Origin of the sequence: Paenibacillus sp. FA6 (assembly GCF_051550225.1) — a bacterium.
Taxonomy (GTDB): domain Bacteria; phylum Bacillota; class Bacilli; order Paenibacillales; family Paenibacillaceae; genus Paenibacillus_AQ.
Genome location: NZ_CP188820.1, coordinates 4,193,671 through 4,213,944 on the forward strand (window position 1 = coordinate 4,193,671; position 20,274 = coordinate 4,213,944).

Annotated in this window: 23 protein-coding genes; 2 read left to right on the forward strand and 21 right to left on the reverse strand. The window is 39.4% G+C overall.

Annotated elements, in window-relative coordinates; all coding sequences use genetic code 11:
* Positions 1 to 17 precede the first annotated feature (17 nt).
* Complete coding sequence (locus ACP8HI_RS19255) at positions 18 to 893, forward strand: LysR family transcriptional regulator (RefSeq protein ID WP_438347788.1); 876 nt, start codon at positions 18 to 20, stop codon at positions 891 to 893.
* A 135-nt stretch (positions 894 to 1,028) separates the two neighbouring features.
* Here the strand turns inward: ACP8HI_RS19255 and ACP8HI_RS19260 are convergent, their stop codons facing one another.
* The 20 genes from ACP8HI_RS19260 to ACP8HI_RS19355 form a co-directional block, all read right to left on the reverse strand.
* Positions 1,029 to 1,538, reverse strand: coding sequence for a hypothetical protein (locus ACP8HI_RS19260; RefSeq protein ID WP_438347789.1), 510 nt, complete (start codon positions 1,536 to 1,538; stop codon positions 1,029 to 1,031).
* 259 nt (positions 1,539 to 1,797) lie between these two features.
* A complete protein-coding gene (locus tag ACP8HI_RS19265; protein WP_438347790.1) occupies positions 1,798 to 1,968 on the reverse strand; it encodes a hypothetical protein in 171 nt (56 codons plus the stop codon).
* 187 nt (positions 1,969 to 2,155) lie between these two features.
* Entirely contained in the window at positions 2,156 to 2,332 is a 177-nt protein-coding gene (locus ACP8HI_RS19270; RefSeq protein ID WP_438347791.1) for a hypothetical protein, read from the reverse strand.
* A 34-nt stretch (positions 2,333 to 2,366) separates the two neighbouring features.
* Positions 2,367 to 3,143 (reverse strand): AraC family ligand binding domain-containing protein, encoded by a 777-nt coding sequence (locus tag ACP8HI_RS19275; RefSeq protein ID WP_438351904.1) that lies wholly within the window; start codon positions 3,141 to 3,143, stop codon positions 2,367 to 2,369.
* 25 nt (positions 3,144 to 3,168) lie between these two features.
* Positions 3,169 to 3,744, reverse strand: a complete 576-nt coding sequence (locus tag ACP8HI_RS19280; protein ID WP_438347792.1) for a LysE family translocator — start codon at positions 3,742 to 3,744, stop codon at positions 3,169 to 3,171.
* A gap of 323 nt (positions 3,745 to 4,067) precedes the next feature.
* Positions 4,068 to 4,931, reverse strand: a complete 864-nt coding sequence (locus tag ACP8HI_RS19285; protein ID WP_438347793.1) for an alpha/beta hydrolase — start codon at positions 4,929 to 4,931, stop codon at positions 4,068 to 4,070.
* 527 nt (positions 4,932 to 5,458) lie between these two features.
* Positions 5,459 to 5,842, reverse strand: a complete 384-nt coding sequence (locus tag ACP8HI_RS19290; RefSeq protein WP_438347794.1) for a hypothetical protein — start codon at positions 5,840 to 5,842, stop codon at positions 5,459 to 5,461.
* A 546-nt stretch (positions 5,843 to 6,388) separates the two neighbouring features.
* Positions 6,389 to 6,979: a chloramphenicol phosphotransferase CPT family protein gene (locus ACP8HI_RS19295; protein WP_068597101.1), complete on the reverse strand. Its 591-nt coding sequence runs from the start codon at positions 6,977 to 6,979 to the stop codon at positions 6,389 to 6,391.
* A gap of 530 nt (positions 6,980 to 7,509) precedes the next feature.
* Positions 7,510 to 8,811: an ABC transporter permease gene (locus tag ACP8HI_RS19300; protein WP_438347795.1), complete on the reverse strand. Its 1,302-nt coding sequence runs from the start codon at positions 8,809 to 8,811 to the stop codon at positions 7,510 to 7,512.
* A complete protein-coding gene (locus ACP8HI_RS19305) occupies positions 8,804 to 9,709 on the reverse strand; it encodes an ABC transporter ATP-binding protein (RefSeq protein WP_438347796.1) in 906 nt (301 codons plus the stop codon). The genes ACP8HI_RS19300 and ACP8HI_RS19305 overlap by 8 nt, the downstream gene beginning before the upstream one ends.
* A 1-nt stretch (position 9,710) precedes the next feature.
* Positions 9,711 to 10,625, reverse strand: coding sequence for an ATP-binding cassette domain-containing protein (locus ACP8HI_RS19310; RefSeq protein ID WP_438347797.1), 915 nt, complete (start codon positions 10,623 to 10,625; stop codon positions 9,711 to 9,713).
* A 7-nt stretch (positions 10,626 to 10,632) separates the two neighbouring features.
* A complete protein-coding gene (locus ACP8HI_RS19315) occupies positions 10,633 to 11,037 on the reverse strand; it encodes a GntR family transcriptional regulator (RefSeq protein WP_438347798.1) in 405 nt (134 codons plus the stop codon).
* A 36-nt stretch (positions 11,038 to 11,073) separates the two neighbouring features.
* Complete coding sequence (locus tag ACP8HI_RS19320; protein ID WP_438347799.1) at positions 11,074 to 11,769, reverse strand: hypothetical protein; 696 nt, start codon at positions 11,767 to 11,769, stop codon at positions 11,074 to 11,076.
* Between the two features lie 235 nt (positions 11,770 to 12,004).
* The gene (locus ACP8HI_RS19325; RefSeq protein WP_438347800.1) at positions 12,005 to 12,469 is read right to left on the reverse strand and encodes a DUF420 domain-containing protein; all 465 of its coding nucleotides are present in this window, start codon (positions 12,467 to 12,469) and stop codon (positions 12,005 to 12,007) included.
* A 74-nt stretch (positions 12,470 to 12,543) separates the two neighbouring features.
* Entirely contained in the window at positions 12,544 to 13,437 is an 894-nt protein-coding gene (gene ctaG, locus ACP8HI_RS19330) for a cytochrome c oxidase assembly factor CtaG (protein ID WP_438347801.1), read from the reverse strand.
* Between the two features lie 182 nt (positions 13,438 to 13,619).
* Positions 13,620 to 13,940, reverse strand: a complete 321-nt coding sequence (locus tag ACP8HI_RS19335; RefSeq protein ID WP_438347802.1) for a cytochrome C oxidase subunit IV family protein — start codon at positions 13,938 to 13,940, stop codon at positions 13,620 to 13,622.
* Between the two features lie 3 nt (positions 13,941 to 13,943).
* The gene (locus tag ACP8HI_RS19340; RefSeq protein ID WP_438347803.1) at positions 13,944 to 14,570 is read right to left on the reverse strand and encodes a cytochrome c oxidase subunit 3; all 627 of its coding nucleotides are present in this window, start codon (positions 14,568 to 14,570) and stop codon (positions 13,944 to 13,946) included.
* A gap of 2 nt (positions 14,571 to 14,572) precedes the next feature.
* Complete coding sequence (gene ctaD / locus ACP8HI_RS19345; RefSeq protein WP_438351905.1) at positions 14,573 to 16,417, reverse strand: cytochrome c oxidase subunit I; 1,845 nt, start codon at positions 16,415 to 16,417, stop codon at positions 14,573 to 14,575.
* 71 nt (positions 16,418 to 16,488) lie between these two features.
* Entirely contained in the window at positions 16,489 to 17,538 is a 1,050-nt protein-coding gene (gene coxB, locus ACP8HI_RS19350; RefSeq protein ID WP_438347804.1) for a cytochrome c oxidase subunit II, read from the reverse strand.
* Positions 17,539 to 17,995: 457 nt separating this feature from the next.
* Positions 17,996 to 18,184, reverse strand: a complete 189-nt coding sequence (locus tag ACP8HI_RS19355; RefSeq protein WP_438347805.1) for a hypothetical protein — start codon at positions 18,182 to 18,184, stop codon at positions 17,996 to 17,998.
* A gap of 337 nt (positions 18,185 to 18,521) precedes the next feature.
* Between ACP8HI_RS19355 and ACP8HI_RS19360 the strand changes: the two genes are divergently transcribed.
* Positions 18,522 to 18,797 carry a diacylglycerol/lipid kinase family protein gene (locus ACP8HI_RS19360; RefSeq protein ID WP_438347806.1) on the forward strand — a complete coding sequence of 92 codons (276 nt, stop codon included), beginning with the start codon at positions 18,522 to 18,524 and terminating at the stop codon, positions 18,795 to 18,797.
* Between the two features lie 117 nt (positions 18,798 to 18,914).
* On the opposite strand, the gene ACP8HI_RS19365 is transcribed toward ACP8HI_RS19360, so the two are convergent.
* Entirely contained in the window at positions 18,915 to 20,243 is a 1,329-nt protein-coding gene (locus ACP8HI_RS19365; RefSeq protein WP_438347807.1) for a nucleobase:cation symporter-2 family protein, read from the reverse strand.
* Between the last annotated feature and the right edge of the window lie 31 nt (positions 20,244 to 20,274).

The following is a 20,274-nucleotide window of genomic DNA, read 5'->3' on the forward strand; positions in this document are numbered from 1 at the left end:
AGCTATAGACCATATCTATGATCAACTACGAATTATACAAGGTTTTCTATTGGGCTGCGAAGACGGGAAGCTTGTCTAAAGCCGCCAAATCATTGTATATCACCCAACCAAGCGTCAGTCACGCCATCAAACAGCTGGAGGAAAGTTTCGGCATCACCTTGTTTTACCGTAATTCCAAAGGTGTTACCTTAACCCCTGAAGGTATCACCCTTTATTCTTACATCGAGAAGTCTCAGATCCTAATCTCTTTAGCAGAAGAAAAGATGGCCTCACTTAAAAATCTGGACAGCGGCGAGCTACGGATCGGCGGTAGCGATTCGTTGTTCAAGCATTATATCCTTCCTTACCTAGAAAGCTATCATCAGAAGCATCCCAGTATCAAATTGCATCTGAATCATGGGACGACACCAGAAACGATCGCATTCTTGAAAGAAGGGAAAATCGACTTAGGCGTCGTTCGTCTGCCCATCGTCGACTCCCAGATTGAAGTGATGAAGGGCATTCAGCTGCAAGATTGCTTTGTTGCGGGACCTCTCTATTCCGAGCTTAAGGGCAAAATCCTTTCACTCGACCTATTGCTTCAGTACCCGATCATCCTATTCTCTCGTAATAGTCGGGTGCGGATGGCCATAACGGAACTATTTCACAGCTACGGTTATGAAATCAAACCTGAGATTGAGGTAGGAAGCGTCGATCTTCTCATCGAGTTGGCGCGCAAAGGTCTCGGAATCTCTTACGTCACGAAAGAGTTTATTACCAAGGAACTAGAAGACGGCTCCCTCTTTGAAATTCAATTAGATATCAAGATGCCACCTTCCCAAGTGGGGTTCATGATTATGCGCAACATGCCACTTTCCAATGCAGCCAGCAAGTTTATTGAGCTCGTGAAATAGTAGCCATGGATAATCTTACGAGTAATAAGCAAAAAGCATCCGCAGCCGGATTAGAACCGACTGGGATGCGGACTTGATCAAACTGAGTGGGGGCTTTATTTACATCGAATCTCCACTTTTTTTAAGTTTCAAAAATTACATGTTATATTCAAAAATATATATTTTATTATTTTCCAAATCGGCAATTCCAATGAATACATTATGATAACTAAAATCAAATACATCTCTACTCGTAATTAATGCATTAGTACGATTATTTTTCATAGTATAATACCCATTTGTTGCTTCAAGCGGTAAAAGACTAGCTATTTCTGGACTTGTAATGCCCCTAATGTTTTTCAATAGGGGATCACTTACATCTGTAGGTAAAGGTAGTTCAAACCAATTCCTCAATGGTACTTGGCTTAATAAATCCTTCATATCTTCTTTAGAGTTAAGCTGATAAATATATAAATGGTAACCATCACCTAGCGCCCCATAAGAGCTTTCACTGAACAAGATACTTGTATCTTTAGGCAAATGAACTCCCAGCTTACTATAGAATGATTTCATTTCTTTGCGTTCTTTTAAAGGGGCCCTATAAAATATTACGAATAGAATGAGCACGGCAATTAATCCGAAAATGATAAACTTTTTATTTCCCATTTTCCATGTCTCCTAATCCAAGTTTCTTATTGGTGGATAACGCCCTATCGCAGACATATTCTCAATAATAACATTCAAGACCACCTCATGAGTGGAAATGAATGCTTTTTGTGTGCCAGTATGTATACCAATTGACAATAATACTCAGTTAGCTCAAAGTTCAGACATACACTTAGAAAAACGCCTTTCGGCATCCTTGGTGAAAGAGTTCCTATAGTGAAGAAGTTTACGTTTACGATGCCAGTCATCCATTGTATCGCTAGCAGGTATGAGCTACGACACCAACACCAATAGTCACCTTCCGCCTCCACCATTCACTATTAGGTGCAATAAGTACAACTAAATTCAACCCAATCCCTCTGAAGCTAACTTTAGTTGCATGGAGTACATCTAAATTACTTGAAACTCCACTTTTCAGCGTTATCGCCATTTTTAACTGTCCTTTGTACAACTAATTCTCTCTTTCCCTACTTTTTCTGCTAATTAAGTGTACTTTCTGCATCTATTCTAGCCTCGCCTTCACTACCTTCATGCGCGAAGCACCATTCGTCTCTTGGAGGCGCCTTCAGTTTGCTAAATTATTGCTGCCGGTATTTCCATTTTAGTAGTAATTACTTTCATTGCTTATCTCCATAAAGTCCTTTTAGTTCCTCTTCCTTCATCGTAAAAGAATGTTTTTCTTCAGGAAAACGTTTATTCTCCACATCCAATCCAGCACCAATCACCGGGATCGAAAGCGCTTTGGTTACTTCTTCTGCAAGTTTTGCAGAAGGATAATCATAGGCTGTTAACATGACAATTTTTCATTCATTCGCTTCATTTTCCTGCTCAATATATATGTGACATATATTCAAATGCTGTTGTTCCATATACGCTTTTAAAATGTTTATTTAGATGGGTTAAATCAACAAAGCCACATTCAGCTACTGCTGAATAAATATCTCCATTTTTTTCGATTAACTGCTTTGCACGTTCTATCTTGCAGTTAAGAAAGTATTGGTATGGTGTAATTCCAGTATGAGCATTAAACAATCTGATAAACTGAAATTTGGATAAATGAAGTTCTTTAGATATCTCGTCAAGTTTAAGTACATTTTCTAAGTTGGTATGAAGCATTTCCTTTGCTTTTCTGATTAGAGCGTTATCTTTCTTATCGTCTGTAGAAAGATTAGTTTGAATAAGGCTATCTGTGAGGGATAAGAGTAATTCACTGCAATAAGCCTCATCTTTTTCGCTAAATATTGCATTAGAAAGCCTTAATATTCTTTGTTCAATTCTATAATCATACACAATAGGGGTTGAAAAACGTACTATATCCTTTTTCTCAATAACCTCTAGAAGCAATTGTGGATCAATATATAGCATAACATAATCAAGGCCTTCTTCATCATGTGCCATTCCGTCATGTGCCTGTTCTGGATTAAAAAGCATAACACCATTTTGATATGATAATTGTAAACTGCCATTCAAGTTATAATGTTGAATACCACGCAATGTTACACCTATTGCATACTCCTGGTGAGAGTGCTTTTTATACTTAAAATCAGTAATACTTGCTGACAACGCAGTAATACCTGCCGATTTTTTATAGATAAATTTGTCCACTTCATTCACCTCAAGATTAACTTACCTACATCCATATCATGATTGCAGCATAAACTAAAAATAATGCCATGATTACATTAACAGCTTTTTTATGATTCTGTAAAAACTTCTTGAAGATTGTACCGAAAAGAACCCATATAATAAATGCTAAAAATCCAATAACAGTTATAACTATAACACTTATAATCACCGCTGGCATTGCGGTATAGTAGGGCAAAATAAATCCAGGAATGACAGCCATTGTAAATAATACTACCTTTGGATTTAAAAACTGCATAAGAAAGCCTGACATTAAGGTGGCAGTTTGGTTTACAGTTGGTTCTGATGTATCCATTTTATAAATTTGATAAGCGAGATAGAGCATATAAACGCTTCCGATGATCTGCATAACAATTAAAATTTTTGGAATTATCGTTATAAGCATCATATTCAAGATAGCAGAAATAATAAGTAATAAACCAAAAGCAATAGTTGCTCCATACGTATATTCCATTGCCTTTTTTGTCCCAAAATTATGCACTGTGGATAATATAGCGATATTAGTAGGTCCAGGTGTAAAAGTAACAACAAAACAGTATATTAAAAAAGATGCAATGTCCATGAGAAAACTCCCTTCAAGCTGTTCTCATATACTACATCTAAAAGTTAAATATCATATAGTATATTATTGCAGATATAAAGCTTCTTCCACCATGGATCTGTGTGGCAGTAATAATGTGGCCTTCCTTTGAACAGTATAAAGACTTGTCTGGATTGGTCGTTCAAATATGGCGATTCTAGTAAATAAAAAACCCTCCCATTTGACCTAATAAATCTAGGTTTGCTTGAAATGAGAGGGTTTTATAAGGGTTTATAAATGAGACAATAACTGTAACATCAAGAAATGGTTCGGTAAGTTTATTTCTTGATCATATGATACTCATTTTACTTAAGGTTATTTATAAATTTCTCACTTTGAATTGCAATATTTTCATACTTGAAATCTTGGACATAGTGCCCGCTATCTAGCATAACCTGTTGACTGTCATTCACATTTTCAAGAAAGTCTTTTTGATATTGTTGCCATTCCTTCTTATCAATTCCCGTCCCATCACCATTCGATGTGAAAAACAACATAGGAATCTGCGGTGCTGGTTTTTCATTAACCTTTTGAGCATTATCTTTAACAATTTGAATTTCATTTATCATGGGTCTTGTTTCTGTTCTTCTATAGAACACTGCTTTATATATATCTTTTTCGTGATCCGTTAGTGTCCCCCCTTTAATTGCGGATTCACCGTTGACAAAAGAGGGAATAAATCGTGTGACACCCCATTTAGCTCCTAGTGAAAACAAGTCGAATATAACCTTGCTTGGTAATTGGACATTTTTATAGGCAGCTGGAACAGCTGAATCTAATCCTATAATCGCCGTAACTTCATTCGGATACTTTTGTGCCCAATATAGCGCCTCCAATCCAGCCATAGAATGAGGAAATAATACATATGGAGCGTTCTCGCCAGCTAGATTTAAGGCTTTTCTCGTTTCTTCCAGAACGGTATCTATGTCTCTTGGAACATCTGCAATTTCACTGAAACCATATCCTACTCTCTCTACTACTGCAATTTTATAGTCATCACTTAATCGAGAATATAGGCTTTTGAAATCTAAGGTTGGGGACACCGTTCCTCCTCCTGCCATAAATACTAAAGTGACTTCACCCTTGCCTTCCGTGTATACGCTCATAGAATGTCCGTTTACTGTAACCATTTTACCCAATGGCTTAAATAATTCAGCCTCTTGATTCAATTTGATATTATGATTAATAACGCTGACTAAAATAGCTATGAACAAAATTCCAATAATTCCCGCTATACCTAAGCCCGTTAGCTTAATGAAACTACTTTAGATTTGGGACTATTCACTGTGCTATTAGTAATACGAAGTTTTTTTGTCGAAGGTCCTCTAATATGTATGATTTTGTATACCTGACATCCCCATGATGGTTCGAGCAGGAAACAGCTATAGCAATGATCAGTTACGAGCATATATTGAAGAAAGCCACCCTAATATTCAAATTGTTGATACTATTTGGAATTTAATTTTAAAAATCCCCTCAGGTATCTAACGTATATGTCTAACTTACCTGATGCCTTTTTTTCGTTGTCTACTATGAGGGGATAATACCATGAGTCTCATCATTATTTTTTCTTCTGCACATCGGATTCTTTTGGTTGGGTAAACAAGAAGATGAATCCAGCTAAGGAGATACCTACTAAAAATGCGATTCCCAGCGGAGTTTTTTCAGTTGGAGTTTCTGTTGACGACACACCTGATCATCTACCTTTCCTTTGTTTTCGTCTTACATAGGTGTTAAAATCAGCATTTAATCGGGTTACTTCCTTTATTTCAGTCTTATCTCCCCCGAACAATGGCCCTCCTACGACGATGCTGAACCGTCCAGATGTAAAATAGGTACCCTGAACATTTAGTGAATCCAGAATCAAAAATATAGCAATTACAAAATCTATGATGGTTATCGTTATATTTTCCGATTTGGAGCCTGATTTGCTTACAATACGAAATCCCCCGGTTATTGGTCCCCCTATGGATACTGAGAAAGCACCGTCCGTTTGTATAAACACACCTGTGATCGAAACCTGTCCATTGAGCAGTAGTGTTGCGGTTATTAGGTTAATATTTCTGAGTATAATATTCAATTTTTTCTTGTTGATTCGTTTCAAAATAACATCACCGCAGTCATCTCCTCGACGGTGTGAGGGAGTTTATTGGTATATCATATGTACGAGAGAGAGTGCCTGATCTAAACTATTTCCTCTTCTGAGACCCAAATTTATTCTTCATGAAGGTAAAAAATAATTATATATAGATTGAACTGAAAAACTTTACAGTACCAGTGACAACATCTCGGTTTACAAACCGCTTAATCTCAGGATTATCGTTAACAGCCGAACCAGTAATCAATCAATTACTTCAAGAGGGCAATTATTGAACCATTTCATGAAGGCTGCATGTAGGATCAAGTTCTTGTCCTCCTATATCTATGATGTGTCACAAGATATTCTCTCGATGTTCTTATCCCTCGACACCGTTAGCTTAAAGAAAAGCAGCCGATCAAAAGACCGGCTGCTTACTTGTTCTTATTGAACTAACGTGTCCCGTTAGCTTAATTCCAAAATCCGTCGGGTAGACCGAGGGGCAATAGCTCCAATGCTTGAATATGTAGTTATCCGATGGATTCCCTCCTATGAAACACTAATCTCTCTTTTCATTAATTTCTTAAATGCAGAGTAATCCTGACCGGATTTAATAAAGCCTAGTATTTTTTCGGCACATTCTGTTGGACTCAACTCTTCAGTATTTACTTTAAGGTCATATTCATTAAAGGAATATATTTGGTCGTATTGGGAATTCGCTAGTCCAATCTGTCGATCTCCTCTGATTTGCTCTCTTCTTGTGAGTTCTTCTTTCGAGCATAATACGCCTACAAACAATGTTGGATGATCGAACAATAGATCAAGGTAATCATTTAACCGCTTGTCATTGTCGATTACGGTATCGACGATTACATTTAAACCCATTTCTGAAAACAACTTAATTGTTGCATAATAAACTGAGCCTATGGGATCAAAAAGTATTTTTCCAACATCATCTACTTCTCTTGTAGGTTCAATATCCGGAAAATTATTATCAATAAAATCATTGTAATTACCAAAAAAAGCATCTACGGATAAATGATGAAAAGGAATCTCTTTCTGATTTTTCAGTTCCATAGAAATACTAGTCTTTCCGGAACTTGAAGTTCCGTTCAAGAACACAATAAGTCCTTGCTTCACAAGAATCACCCTCACATATAAGATTTGCGTATCATTCAGACAACATTATATTCATAAAGTTTATTAAATTATCCAACTGATAAAATATTCGAGAAACTATTAAAATATCCTGCCAGTTAGCTTAATGAAGAGTTTAATACTTTATTTTCATCTGACATTCATTTCATTGATGATTAGGATGGCTGCTTTTTGGGATAGCTTTTAACTTTATTTTTCATTAATCTTCATTCCATCATTTTTTTGATTATCCCCTCAAGATATCCCCCCTATCTATAATGTCATTGAACAATACTACTGTATGTATCTTTGCTGTGTAACAAAAACCTCACTTTACATAGAAACGTCATTATTATAGAAAGTGCAATTTGGGCTAAATTAACTACTCCATAACCATTGAATTCAGTACAGTTCAAAAGAAAAACCCAGTTGCAGCAAGGAAATGCTGCAACTGGGTTTTAAATTCAATGCCATTATAACCTAAAGCTAACGTCAATATACCATAAAGTTTACATAAGGATTCTTAAACACCACTATATCTTATAAGCCTTCATCGCTTTACGAATCTCTTTCATCGTTGGACGCTTACCATACATGAGTACACCTGTACGATAGATCTTAGCGGATAACCAACCGAAGAATAGAATGAATATGATTAACGCGAGTAATGACATCCATATTTCCCAAGCTGCTACTTCCCCGATCCCAATCCGTACAATCATCGTCGTTGGTGAGAAGAACGGAATGAATGAGGATACTTTCATCAAGATTGAGTTAGGAACACTAATGCTGAATGTTCCGATATAAAAGGCAGCTAGTGATAACATCGTGATCGGCATAACCGCTTGACCTAGATCCTCTGTACGGCTAACTATCGAGCCAACAGCAGCAAACAAAACCGCATATAAGAAGTATCCTAACACATAGAATATGAATCCATAGATCAATACGTCTAGACTAATCTGTGATAGATTCAAATCGAAGTCTGCCATTAGTTGTTTATTTTGCGGCATAAGTACGTTCGCTACGAGCACCAGTCCGAAGATTGCAATCTGGGTCAAGCCTACAAGGAACATCCCAATAATTTTACCGAACATTTGAGTCAACGGTGACACGCTCGTAATTAGAATTTCCATAATCCGTGAACTTTTCTCCGTTGTTACTTCGGCAGCAATCATATTCCCAGTTGTCATAGAGGTGAAGAAGAATAGAATGATCAAGAGATAGACTAGACCGAAATTCAACATTTTATCGGGTCCGTCTTCTTTAACAGCTTTGTCATCAGTAGAAGTCTCTGGATTGACACTTTGTGTATTAAACTGTACTGGAATTCCTAACTCCGCGACTTGTTCAGCTGTGAGTGAATCCTTCACAATACTTTGTGTTTTTACAGTCTGCAATGCACCTATAAGATCAGCGTGAGCAACTGGATTTAAATATTCTCCATCCTTAGAAGAATAGTTCACTACGGGGAATATGACTGTATTATCTTCAGCAAACTCTAGATAACCTTCAATGGTTCCCTCTTCAATATCCTTCTGCAAAGCTTGCACGTCCGCAGTATCATATTTCACAAATGTGAAATCTTCATTATTCTGCGCTTTCCAATAACTCTCTAGCTGTCCAGCCAATTCAGCCTGCTGTCCATATACCAGACCTACCCGTGTAGTCTCTTTATGCTCCTTCAAATCTTCGCCCGTAAACAACTGGATGAAGTACGGAATATTAATCGCAATAGACATAATGATAGCTAATACTAATGTCGTAATGATAAAAGCCTTCGTCTTCACCTTATTACGAAATGTAAAACCAATGACAGTCCTTATATTATTCATTAGATTCACCTACCTCTTTAATAAAGATTTGATTCAGTGTCGGTTCCTTCAATTCAAATTTCTCGACAACACTTTGTTGCATCGCTGTCTGCAATATCTGTTGTGCAGCAGAAATATCTGAAATTGTGATTAGATAGGTCCCTTGCTCTTGTACTTCCACATGACTTACTCCAGGAATATCCTTTAGTCCAGATACCTCACTCGTTGTTCCAAGCGCTACTTGTTCACGTGGATATCTACCTTTAATTTCTTTTAGGCTCCCCTGAATAATCGGATTAGAACGATCCATAATCGTAATATTTCTACATAGTTCCTCTACATGCTCCATCCGGTGAGTCGAGAATAATATGCTCGTACCTTGATCGCGAAGTTCCTTCACTGTTGATTTCAACAACTCCACATTGACCGGATCCAACCCACTGAATGCCTCATCTAAGATGAGGATCTGAGGCTTATGTACAACAGCTGCAATGAATCCAATCTTCTGTTGATTCCCCTTGGATAATTCTTCAACTCTTTTATCATAATAGTCCGGAACTTCGAATCGTTCCAACCAATAGCGCAGACTCTTATCTGCATCCTTGCGTGACATGCCCCGGAGCTGAGCTAAATAACCGAGTTGCTCACTCACTTTAATCTTCGGATATAGACCCCGCTCTTCAGGTAAATAGCCCATAATTTGTCGAAGTTCATTGCTATGCGCTTTCCCATTGTACAGAATACTTCCATTATCGGGATATATGAGTCCTAGAACCATCCGCATCGTCGTTGTTTTTCCCGCGCCATTGGCCCCTAATAATCCGTAGATTTCGCCCTCCCCAACTTGAAGAGATAACTCATTCACTGCCGTCTTTTCTCCAAATTTCTTAAACACTTTCTCTAACTTTAAAGCCTCCATATTATACTCCCCTCTCTGACTGCGCAATGACAGCCCCATCTCTTTGTATCCATAGACTTAATATTTCATCAAGCTCCAGTCCTCGTGTCTTCACCAATTGTATACCTGAAGCTTGTAAAACATTCTCCAATTTCTTACACTCTGTAGTTATCATTCGTAATATATTCGCTGGTTCCTGCTCAACTTGAACAATTCCTGGTAAATTTTCTACCATCGCTCTATCGCTTCGGATCCATACTTCCTTCCAGTTATCCATAAGGCTATCTTTTTCAACCATACCGAGGAGTTGACCTTGATGTACTAGTATAATGAAATCGGCTAGTTTCTTAATCTCATCTACAATATGGGTGGACAATAGAATCGTTGTATCACCTTGTTGCATATAATCCTGCAATTCATCAATCATTCTCTTCCAAGCAAAAGGGTCAAGCCCCGAAGAAGGTTCATCTAGCAGCAGTAACTTAGGACGCGGCGCCAATGCCACCGCAATTTCCAACTTCCGTCTTTCTCCCTTAGACATCTTTGTCAGCTTGGTGTGCCGAGGAATATTAAAACCTATCATTAATTTCTCGAACAACACATGATCCCAGTCTTTGTACCAGTATGAACGAAATGCTGCGACCTCCTCCGCCGTAAGGTGGTCCTCTTCGAGGTTAGATTTCTCTGACACATATCCTATTTGTTGCTTAATCTCGGGTGGAATACCATTAGGATACGACTGCCCGAACCATGTTATATCCCCTTCATCGGGTATCACCGTCTGCATCAGCATATTGATCAACGTACTTTTTCCTGACCCATTCTCTCCTACGATAACAACGATATACCCTTGTGGAATAGCCAGATGAAGTGGACCTATCATTTTATTTCTTCGCTTCTTTTTAACACCAACCATATTAACGATGCTCTGCTCCATTTAACGATTACTCCTTCCCATGCTCAGGATGATATTTACGCGTTACTATATCTAAAAATAGCCTCTTCATCTCCTCTTCACTACACTGAACGGATATCCCAACATCAACAGCCTTACTTAGTGCTTCCTCAACAGACTCTCTTCTGAATACTTCCAATTGAGATATTCCTACCGTAGCAACAAACGTTCCAGTTCCTTGCTTCGTCCTTAGAAGACCTTCACCCTCAAGATCTTGATATACTCTTCGAATAGTGATAACACTGCAATTTAGCCAACTGGCAAATTCCCTGATCGATGGCAAAAGTGTATTCTCCTCGATCTGACCATTTATGATAAGCGATCTTAGCTGAGTCTCGATCTGATGATATAGTGGCTCTGCACTATTCTCGTTAATTTGAATTGGTATCCACACCTTTCACACCTCATTCCTCAACTCTTATATAACTAATTACAGAAGATCTCTGTGTTGTAATCTGCGGAGAGTTAACTTACCCAATAGAGCCAGGCTTATCACTCCAACTACTAGAGCACCCCACATGATTGGCGATAGTATCCCCCACTCTTGGCTCATTCTCACCGTATATAACAGCAGGTTGCCATCTAATAACCAAATGATAATCCCTACAATAAACGTCATTCCCATGATCACCATCGATAACCAGAAATACTTCCTACCACTACTTGTAAATTCAAGATGAATATAAATCCCTGTAAAAACTAGTGCATATCCAATCCACGTTAGTGCGAAACATATATAAGCTCCTATAGACATTTCCGATCTCAATTGATAGTTAACTCCATATATGATACTGAACACAATCACACTATTCATCGTCAATGCTATGAACATCTGAATATACCTATAACACATAATGACTTGGGGAGAGATCGGCAGCGTACGAAAATAGATCAACATCTGTGTGTATGAGTCCTCTGTGAGATATTTAAATGACTTCTTTGAGTAATAAAAGCCTAGCATAGGAATCAGTGTAAGTAGTAGCATATCCGCCAATGGATCTAATTCATTCTGATGTTCGTATTGCCCCGCTATAAGCGTGCTAATCATTATACCTATATAACCCATGAATATTAATGAAACGATGACCATGTATTTCTCGATTTTTATATCTTTTTTGAAAATCATCCAAGCATCTCTTATTAAGATCTTCAACCATTTCGCCTCACTTTTAAAAAATGTTATTCTTCATTGTCCGCTCACTGTGCTCACTGTATATATCAATATACACAGTATAATGTGTGTAACATCCTACGTCAACCATTAATTTCACATTTTTCCCATACAAAAAAAGACCCGCAGTTATACGGATCTCTCATCATGCTCATCATTAGCTTACCTATAAAGCATATATTCTGTTGTACTATATCCCGAGGATGACTTCCCATACAGGCTTCGTATGTCCACCTGGATACAGAAGATACAAAAGACTATATACCGTGGCACCTGTAATCGCTGTGAAGAACCACATGATTGATGTTACTTTTCCCCATTTGCGGTGCTTCGCGAACTTAGACTTAAATCCAAGCGTAAGTGTAGTAAGCCCGAAAACAGCCGCAACGGTGGCGAGAATAATATGCATAATTAGGAATATTTGATAATACACTCGGAGGTTCTCTGGACCACCCCATTCGGTATTACCCACAAATATCGTGCGTGACATATAAATAATGAAGAATAATAACGCAGCTATCGCTCCACTGATCATAACCTTCTTATGAGCTTCCTTCTTACCTTTAATAATTAGAATCCAACCAATGGCTACTAATACTGCACTGATCACTATAAAGGTAGTACTTAACGTCGGTAACAAGAAATATAAATCCATGAATATCCTCCTAAAAGTTTTTTTGAGCTACATACAGGCAATACTTCGGAAAAACTAGCATCGGAAGCTTACACCTAAAGGTTTCTTTGAGTTACATCATCATCTTCTTCGCGATTCTCACTCTTATACCAATGATAGAATATATAAGCCAGCATACAAATGAAAGTAATCTCCTGTATAAACTTCATCAGAATAGCACCCACCTGCTGATCAACGAGCGGACTCATCAAGTTAAAAAATGTAGGCCCCCCGAAACTCTCCAACAATGCAGATGTATCCCCAGAAATACAATACCCCATTGCCTTAGCCCAAATATCCGGGTCACTGTATGTAGCATACATAGGCTCGACCGCGAAGATAATCAAACCACATGCTGGAGTCAATAATATCATATTCAAAAAGATATAGCCCATTTTACCAAGACTTGAACCTTTTCTCTTCTCCGGTAGTGGGTTTAATAGCGTCCACCACATGAGCATAGCACTCACGAACAATACAATATAATACAAACGGTGAACGTTAAAATGTAGCATCACGTAATCATGAATAGCCGGAATATGATAGAAAGAGAACAAACCATTAAATAGAACGGCAGCAACGATCGGATTAGCCAAAAAACTTAACCGCCGAAATGGATTCACCCTCAATAGTGCACGCCACAACCAAGTAGGCATACCGAGGATGATTAACGGAGGTGCCAATAAATACGAGAGAGCCATCGTCAACATATGGAATGTGAACATCATATGACCTAATAAGCTTACTGGGCCACCCTGAGCTAAATAGAGCAGTAATATCCCCGTAATAAACATCGTCTTCTTAGCCGATGAGATCGGCGGCTCTCCTTCCGCAAACTTCTCACTGAATGGGCCTACGACAAGCAAATAACCAGCTATTATGAGCAGCATGAACACCATGAATAATGGGCTCCATAAGTCTGCAAAACTAAAGTATTCCAATCCCAGCATCTGATAACCTCCTAACTTAAACGTGTTTCTTTTACATTTATCCATTCAAGTAGAAACGGCAATGCCGTCTTTTTTCAAAGACGGCACCTGTTTCAGCGGAAATATAAGGAATAGAGTATCAAGTGAAACTTATACTTTCTTATATTTTAAAAAAGAGGTGGCTTAAGCCACCTCTTCTTATCTTACCACCACATCCAAAATACTGCTGTAATGACTGCCGTCCCTGCTACGAAGAATCCACCTAGCATGAACACAATCGGTAACAAATGTCCTTTATCCTTCAAATGCATCCAATATCCCATTTGAACAAAAACCTGTAGGATGGCCATTACCAACAATAAGGTAATCGTAAAGGCTTTGTTTACTCCTCCTGCCGCTACTGTTGCAAATGCGATTAGAGTCAGCACAATGGAAAAGATAAACACTACAATATGTTTCTGCGGACCCTCATGTCGAGGGCGGCGATTAACCACCTTGTGCTTGATCTGTTCATCCACAGTCATGCTTTAGCCCACCTTTCCAAGCAAGTAAACGACCGTAAAGACAAATACCCATACTACATCGACAAAGTGCCAGTACATAGCCGACACATAAACCTTTGGTGCCGTTACAACGGTTAATCCTTTGGTGTACAACTGTCTAATCAGAAACCCTATCCAACAAATTCCGAATATAACGTGAGCACCGTGGAATCCGACTAACGTGTAAAATGCCGAGCTAAATGCACTTGTCGTCATACTGAAATCATTATGCATCATATACTCATAGAACTCATAGATTTCAATAATTAGAAATCCAAGTCCCAAAAGAACTGTCAGCATTAACCACTTCTTCAGTGAGGTTACATTATGACGATGCATAGCCTGAATAGCGAAGACACTCGTCAAGCTACTCAATAGTAAGATTAACGTTGCAAGTCCCGTCAGCGGCAAACTGAAAAGTTCAAATCCCGATGGACCTTCATTGGTCTGATTACGCAGTGTAAGGAATGTAGCGAAGAGAGTACCAAAGAGTACGGCCTCGCCACCAAGAAAGAGCCAAAAACCAAGAATTTTGTTACGACCTTCAAGTGTTGCCTTCTCAGGATGATGAGGCAATTGGTCCTCTACCTGTTCTACATGTGCTGAAGCCATTCTTATACCCCCTCCTCTTCCAGTTCCTCTGGTTCAATATGCCAGCCAGCATCATCAAAGTGCGACCGAAGCAACATAGATCCGAACGTGATGAGAAGCCCTAATCCACACACAACCCAGTTGTTAAATATAAAGCTCATAAATGAATTAGAGAATTTCTCATTGCTGAACATAAAACCAAGTCCTGCGATAAAGATTCCAAGAGACATCACAAATGGAAGTATGGTAGGTGAAGGCATATGGATAGGCCCTACCGGCTCGGCAGGCGTCATTTCCTTATTTCCATCCATTTTTTCTTTCCAATAAGCATCGAGACCCCGCACAAGCGGTATTTGTTTAAAGTTATACTCCGGTGGAGGTGATGGAATCGTCCATTCTAATGTACGCCCATCTCCCCAAGGGTCATTAGCAACACCATTTGGTTTTCTAGATGTGAGGTAAATATTAACAAGGAATATCATCACACCCACACCCATTAAGAGTGCACCAATAGTACTGACTAAATTCATCGTATCAAAGCCCTGATTCGGTAAATATGTAAATACGCGACGTTGCATCCCAATCAATCCAAGGAAATGCTGGATGAAGAATGTCATATGGAAACCAATTGCAAAGGTCCAGAAAGTCCACTTGCCCAGAGTCTCATTTAACATTCGTCCGAACATCTTAGGCCACCAGTAATGTAGTCCCGCGAATATTCCGAACACCATACCACCGACAATAACATAGTGGAAATGGGCTACGACGAAATACGTATCGTGGTATTGATAATCTGCAGGAGCAGATGCAAGCATCACACCCGTTACTCCACCCATTGTAAAGGTTGGGATAAATCCAATTGCAAATAGGTTAGGTGTCGTAAAGGACACTTGACCTCCCCACATCGTGAACAGCCAGTTAAAGATCTTAATCCCTGTCGGTACAGCAATTAACATCGTAGATATCGAGAACAAAGCGTTAGCCACAGGTCCAAGCCCTGTCGTAAACATATGATGCGCCCATACCATGAATCCCAAAAAGGCGATTAAGATGGTAGCGAACACCATGGAACTATATCCGAAGAGGCGTTTACGTGAGAAAGTAGGTATAATTTCCGAGATAATACCAAATGCAGGTAAAATCAAAATATACACTTCTGGGTGTCCAAAGATCCAGAATATATGTTGCCAAAGGATTGGATTCCCACCACCCGCAACATCGAAGAAGTTGGCGCCTAGAATCCGGTCAAAAGATAACAGTACAAGACCAACTGTTATTGCTGGGAAGGCAAACAAGATCATCGCTGAGGTAATGAATGAAGTCCACGTAAACATAGGCATACGCATAAACGACATCCCTGGTGCTCTCATCGTAATAATAGTTGCTAGGAAGTTAATACCCCCAATTAATGTACCTAACCCTGCAATCTGCAACCCGACGGTATAGAAGTCCACCCCATGCGTGGTACTATACATCGAACCAGACAGCGGCGTGTAGGAAGTCCAACCCGCATCGGGTGCACCTCCCATAATCCAACTAAGATTCAATAAGATTCCCCCGAACAGGAATGTCCAGAAACCTAAAGAATTCAGGAATGGAAATGCCACATCTCGGGCACCAATTTGAAGTGGAACAAGAGCATTCATGAGAGCAAATATAATCGGCATGACACCTAAAAAGATCATTGTTGTTCCATGCATTGTAATTAATTCATTAAATGTTTGTGCATCTATCAAATCATTCATCGGCTTAATTAATTGAAGTCGAATTAGAATTGCTTCAATACCACCAATACCAAAAAATAATCCCCCGCCAAGTAAATATAGGACACCGATTTTCTTGTGGTCAACAGTTGTTAACCAGTCCATTAAGCCTTTGTAGCGCTTGACACTATGAGCGTGAGCCAAGGTTCGTACCCCCTTTAAAGTCCTTGCTGTTATTAGTAATCTAATTTGTAATTGGCTAAGTATTCTGCAATACCATCAATTTCATCATCCGTAAGCCCCAAGTCTTTCGGTGCTGGCATTTTATTTCCTGGCTTCACTGATTGTGGATCATGGAGCCATTCCTTCAAATTGTCCTCAACGGTGTTCGTATATTCCCCAGGCGTCTCGGAATTCAACAAGATACTCGCAACCGTTTCACGCGAACCAATTCCCGTAAGATTCGGTCCAGACATACCTCCTTGATCACCAACGGCATGACATGTCAAACATTGATTCTTAAATGTATCTGCAAGTGCTTCATCTTCTAAAGCTACCATCGGTGCTTCCATAGCCGTAATCCATTGATCAAAGGATTCCTGACTTACCGACTTCACTTTAAACTCCATAAACCCGTGTGATGGTCCACATAATTCCGCACACTTACCTAGATACACTCCTTCATTAGGAGCAACGAAACTAAATTTGTTAAGCGTTCCATCTGGGTTAGTGTCCAGTTTCCCTGATAAGGAAGGTACCCAGAATGAGTGAATTACGTCTGCTGTCTTCAGTTCAAACGCAATATGCTTATTCGTTGGAATGATTAAATCTTGTGCTGTAGTAATGCCATACTGAGGATATTCAAATTCCCACCAGTACTGATGCGACGTAACTTTCACTTGTATAGCATCCTTGTCATTAGAATGATCATTCCCGAAAGCAAATACCTCTTTAACAGTAGGTACTGCAAGAACAAGTACTAATATCAATGGAATAACGGTCCAAATGATTTCCAACTTGAAATTACCCTCAACTTGTTCAGGCATTTCTGTGTGTTCCGGTTTTCTACGGAATTTAATGAGTACAAATGCTGAAATCACAAAAACAATCATCAATACAACGAACATAATCGAGATGGACAGCAATATTAAATTGTACTGCCCCTGTGCCACAGGCCCTTGCGGTCTCAGCACCGACAAGTCCTCACGGCCACAACCTGCCAACAGCAAAGTGAACATTGCTAGCATAGGAAGGAGTCTCTTCATGGCCTGCCATCTTTTCATCATAATCTACCCCACTTTTTATGCAATTTAATATATTTTTTCAAACATTGATCACAAAAAATACCTTTAAAACAACGAAAAATATGTATTTGTCAATTAAAAGTATCACCTAGTTTAATATAAGTTTAAGGTACTACTTTGTCAATGATTGGCGCCTAGTTCACAAATTGTTCAAATCTTTGAAAACAGCATAGCACTAGCGTTTGTAATCGGTTTCATATGATGAAAAGAGTTTTGCCCAAGAATGTAGTTTATAATATCTCCTTGAAAAATACGTTGTTATGCTACTCTTTCTATATTTGCCAACATTGTGTCATCCGAAACATATCTGTCACATGTTATTCTCATAACCAATTAAGCTTAAACTGAACCATGTCCAACAACAAAAAACCGAATTCCGCGGTTAGTACCGCAGAAGACAGTTTATAAGGGTCTTTCATAAAATTCAATAATTATTGCGTTATAACGCAGAAGAATTCATCCGTCCTAGTTCATGCTCTACCACAGAGGTCAATTCCTCTTCGTATCCTCCCATAATATGATATTTCCTGACGTAATCCTTTACAAACTTCTTTGGATCCTTAGGCTGGAAAATACGTGTCATTTCCCTTAGACTTTCCTTGACTTCGTTATGACCTTTAGTTGCCATAATTGTTCCCTCCCAAATCGCTGAATGAAAAGCTCGGGTTAAGAGAATGCCGAAAAGATCTTCCTTAAAACATCGTGGAGTAATATGCATTATGTGATGGATAGAAAGCTCTTCGATTACCGCTCGAGTATCTGACAAACGAATATCCCGAAAACCAGTGTAGCTGAATCACTCATTCCTATTGTATCATACTTCTCCAACGGTTACAGTAGTTGGAACACATGATTGTCTTTTTCTTTTTATATTTTTTAGTATATTAATAATCAATCTTTGGAGGAAAAGCGATGTATCTATTTCTCATTAACAAAAAATCCGGTAGTGGAAATGGGCTCCGAACATGGAACAAAGTACACCCTTAGCCGTCATTCCAGCCGGTTCAGGTAACGATACAGCTCGAAGTTTTGGTATACCACTTGATACAAAAAGCGCGTTAGAAGTTATTTTCGCAGGGCAAGCTCAGACTATTGATCTGATCTCGACTTCAGGAGTTCTAACATTAACAGCGCTTGCCATTGGCTTCGATGCCCAGGTCGCAGAGAATGTGCCTAACCATCCTTACGATTCCATCGTATCCCCTAGCGCCTTACAAATGATAATCCCAAGACATGCATAGCACTTCATAGAATCCTATATTTTCAAAAACAAGGGGGGGCTGTTCCACTCGTTGATTGTCATCTACGAGTGGAGCAGCCCCCCTGATCTATCACAAGATCATTTTATTGGATAGCCATTATTCTGATTGAGCAACGTTATTCCCTTTGAGACCATTAAAAATAAGATTCATAATAATAGCTGTAACACTACCAGCCACAATACCATTATCAACGAGAATACGAAGCCAGGCCGGCAACTGTGTAAATACTTCTGGCACTACGGTTACTCCAAGTCCCATACCTACAGAACAAGCAATGATGAACAAGTTCTCATACCGATTCAGATCTACTTGATCGCCCAGCATCCGGATTCCTGACGAGACAACCATCCCGAATAAAGCGACCATCGCCCCGCCCAACACAGGAGCTGGTACGAGCTGTGTTAATGCAGCAATCTTCGGTACGAAGCCGATCACCACTAATATTCCACCTGCAACAACGATGACATCCCTAGTCTTAATACGACTCATTTGTACGAGCCCTACATTTTGAGAATACGTTGTATAAGGAAAAGAGTTGAATATTCCCCCAACAACAATAGCGATTCCTTCCGCTCGATACCCACGACTCAGATCCTTCGAGGTGAGCTCTTTACCTACAATTTTACTAAGCGCCATGAACACGCCCGTTGATTCCGCCACACTTACGATAGCTACCAAGATCATGGTAATAATAGCTGAGGCATGAAATGTCGGCTTTCCGAAGTAGAAGGGCTGTACGGCTTGGAACCACCCCGCTTCTCTCAACGGAGCAAGATCAACATGACCTAGCATACCCGATACTACAGTACCCACGATTAATCCTATTAGAACAGATATAGAGCGTATAAATCCTTTAGTAAATCGGTTCATCAAAATAATAAACAATAACACACCGAAGCCTAGAGACAGATTCAAGGAACTTCCGAAATCTGCTGCTCCCTGTCCGCCTCCTATATCCGTTAATGCAACCGGAATAAGCGTCAAACCAATGATAGTCACGACTGATCCTGTTACAACGGGCGGAAAGAAAGCAATCATTTTTCCAAATAAACCCGAGAATAGTATGACAAATATACCCGAAGCGATGATCGCACCGTATATGGCAGACACGCCATGACTCTGTCCGATCGCGATCATTGGAGATACAGCTTGAAAGGCACATCCTAACATCACAGGAAGACCAATCCCGAAAAATCTATTCCCAAATACCTGTAGCAATGTCGCCACACCACAAGCAAGTAAATCAATAGAGATGAGGTAGGTTAATTGTTCCGTTGAGAGACCCAATTGCCCCGCCACAATGAGCGGAACAATAACTGCACCCGCATACATCGCTAACACATGCTGAAGTCCTAGAGATAACGTCTGGACTGGATTTCTGTTTTTCTGAAAAATAGGTTCATGACCCTGTTCTTGCTGTTGCATATGCTGTTTCTTCCCCCTAGTTCACAGTAAA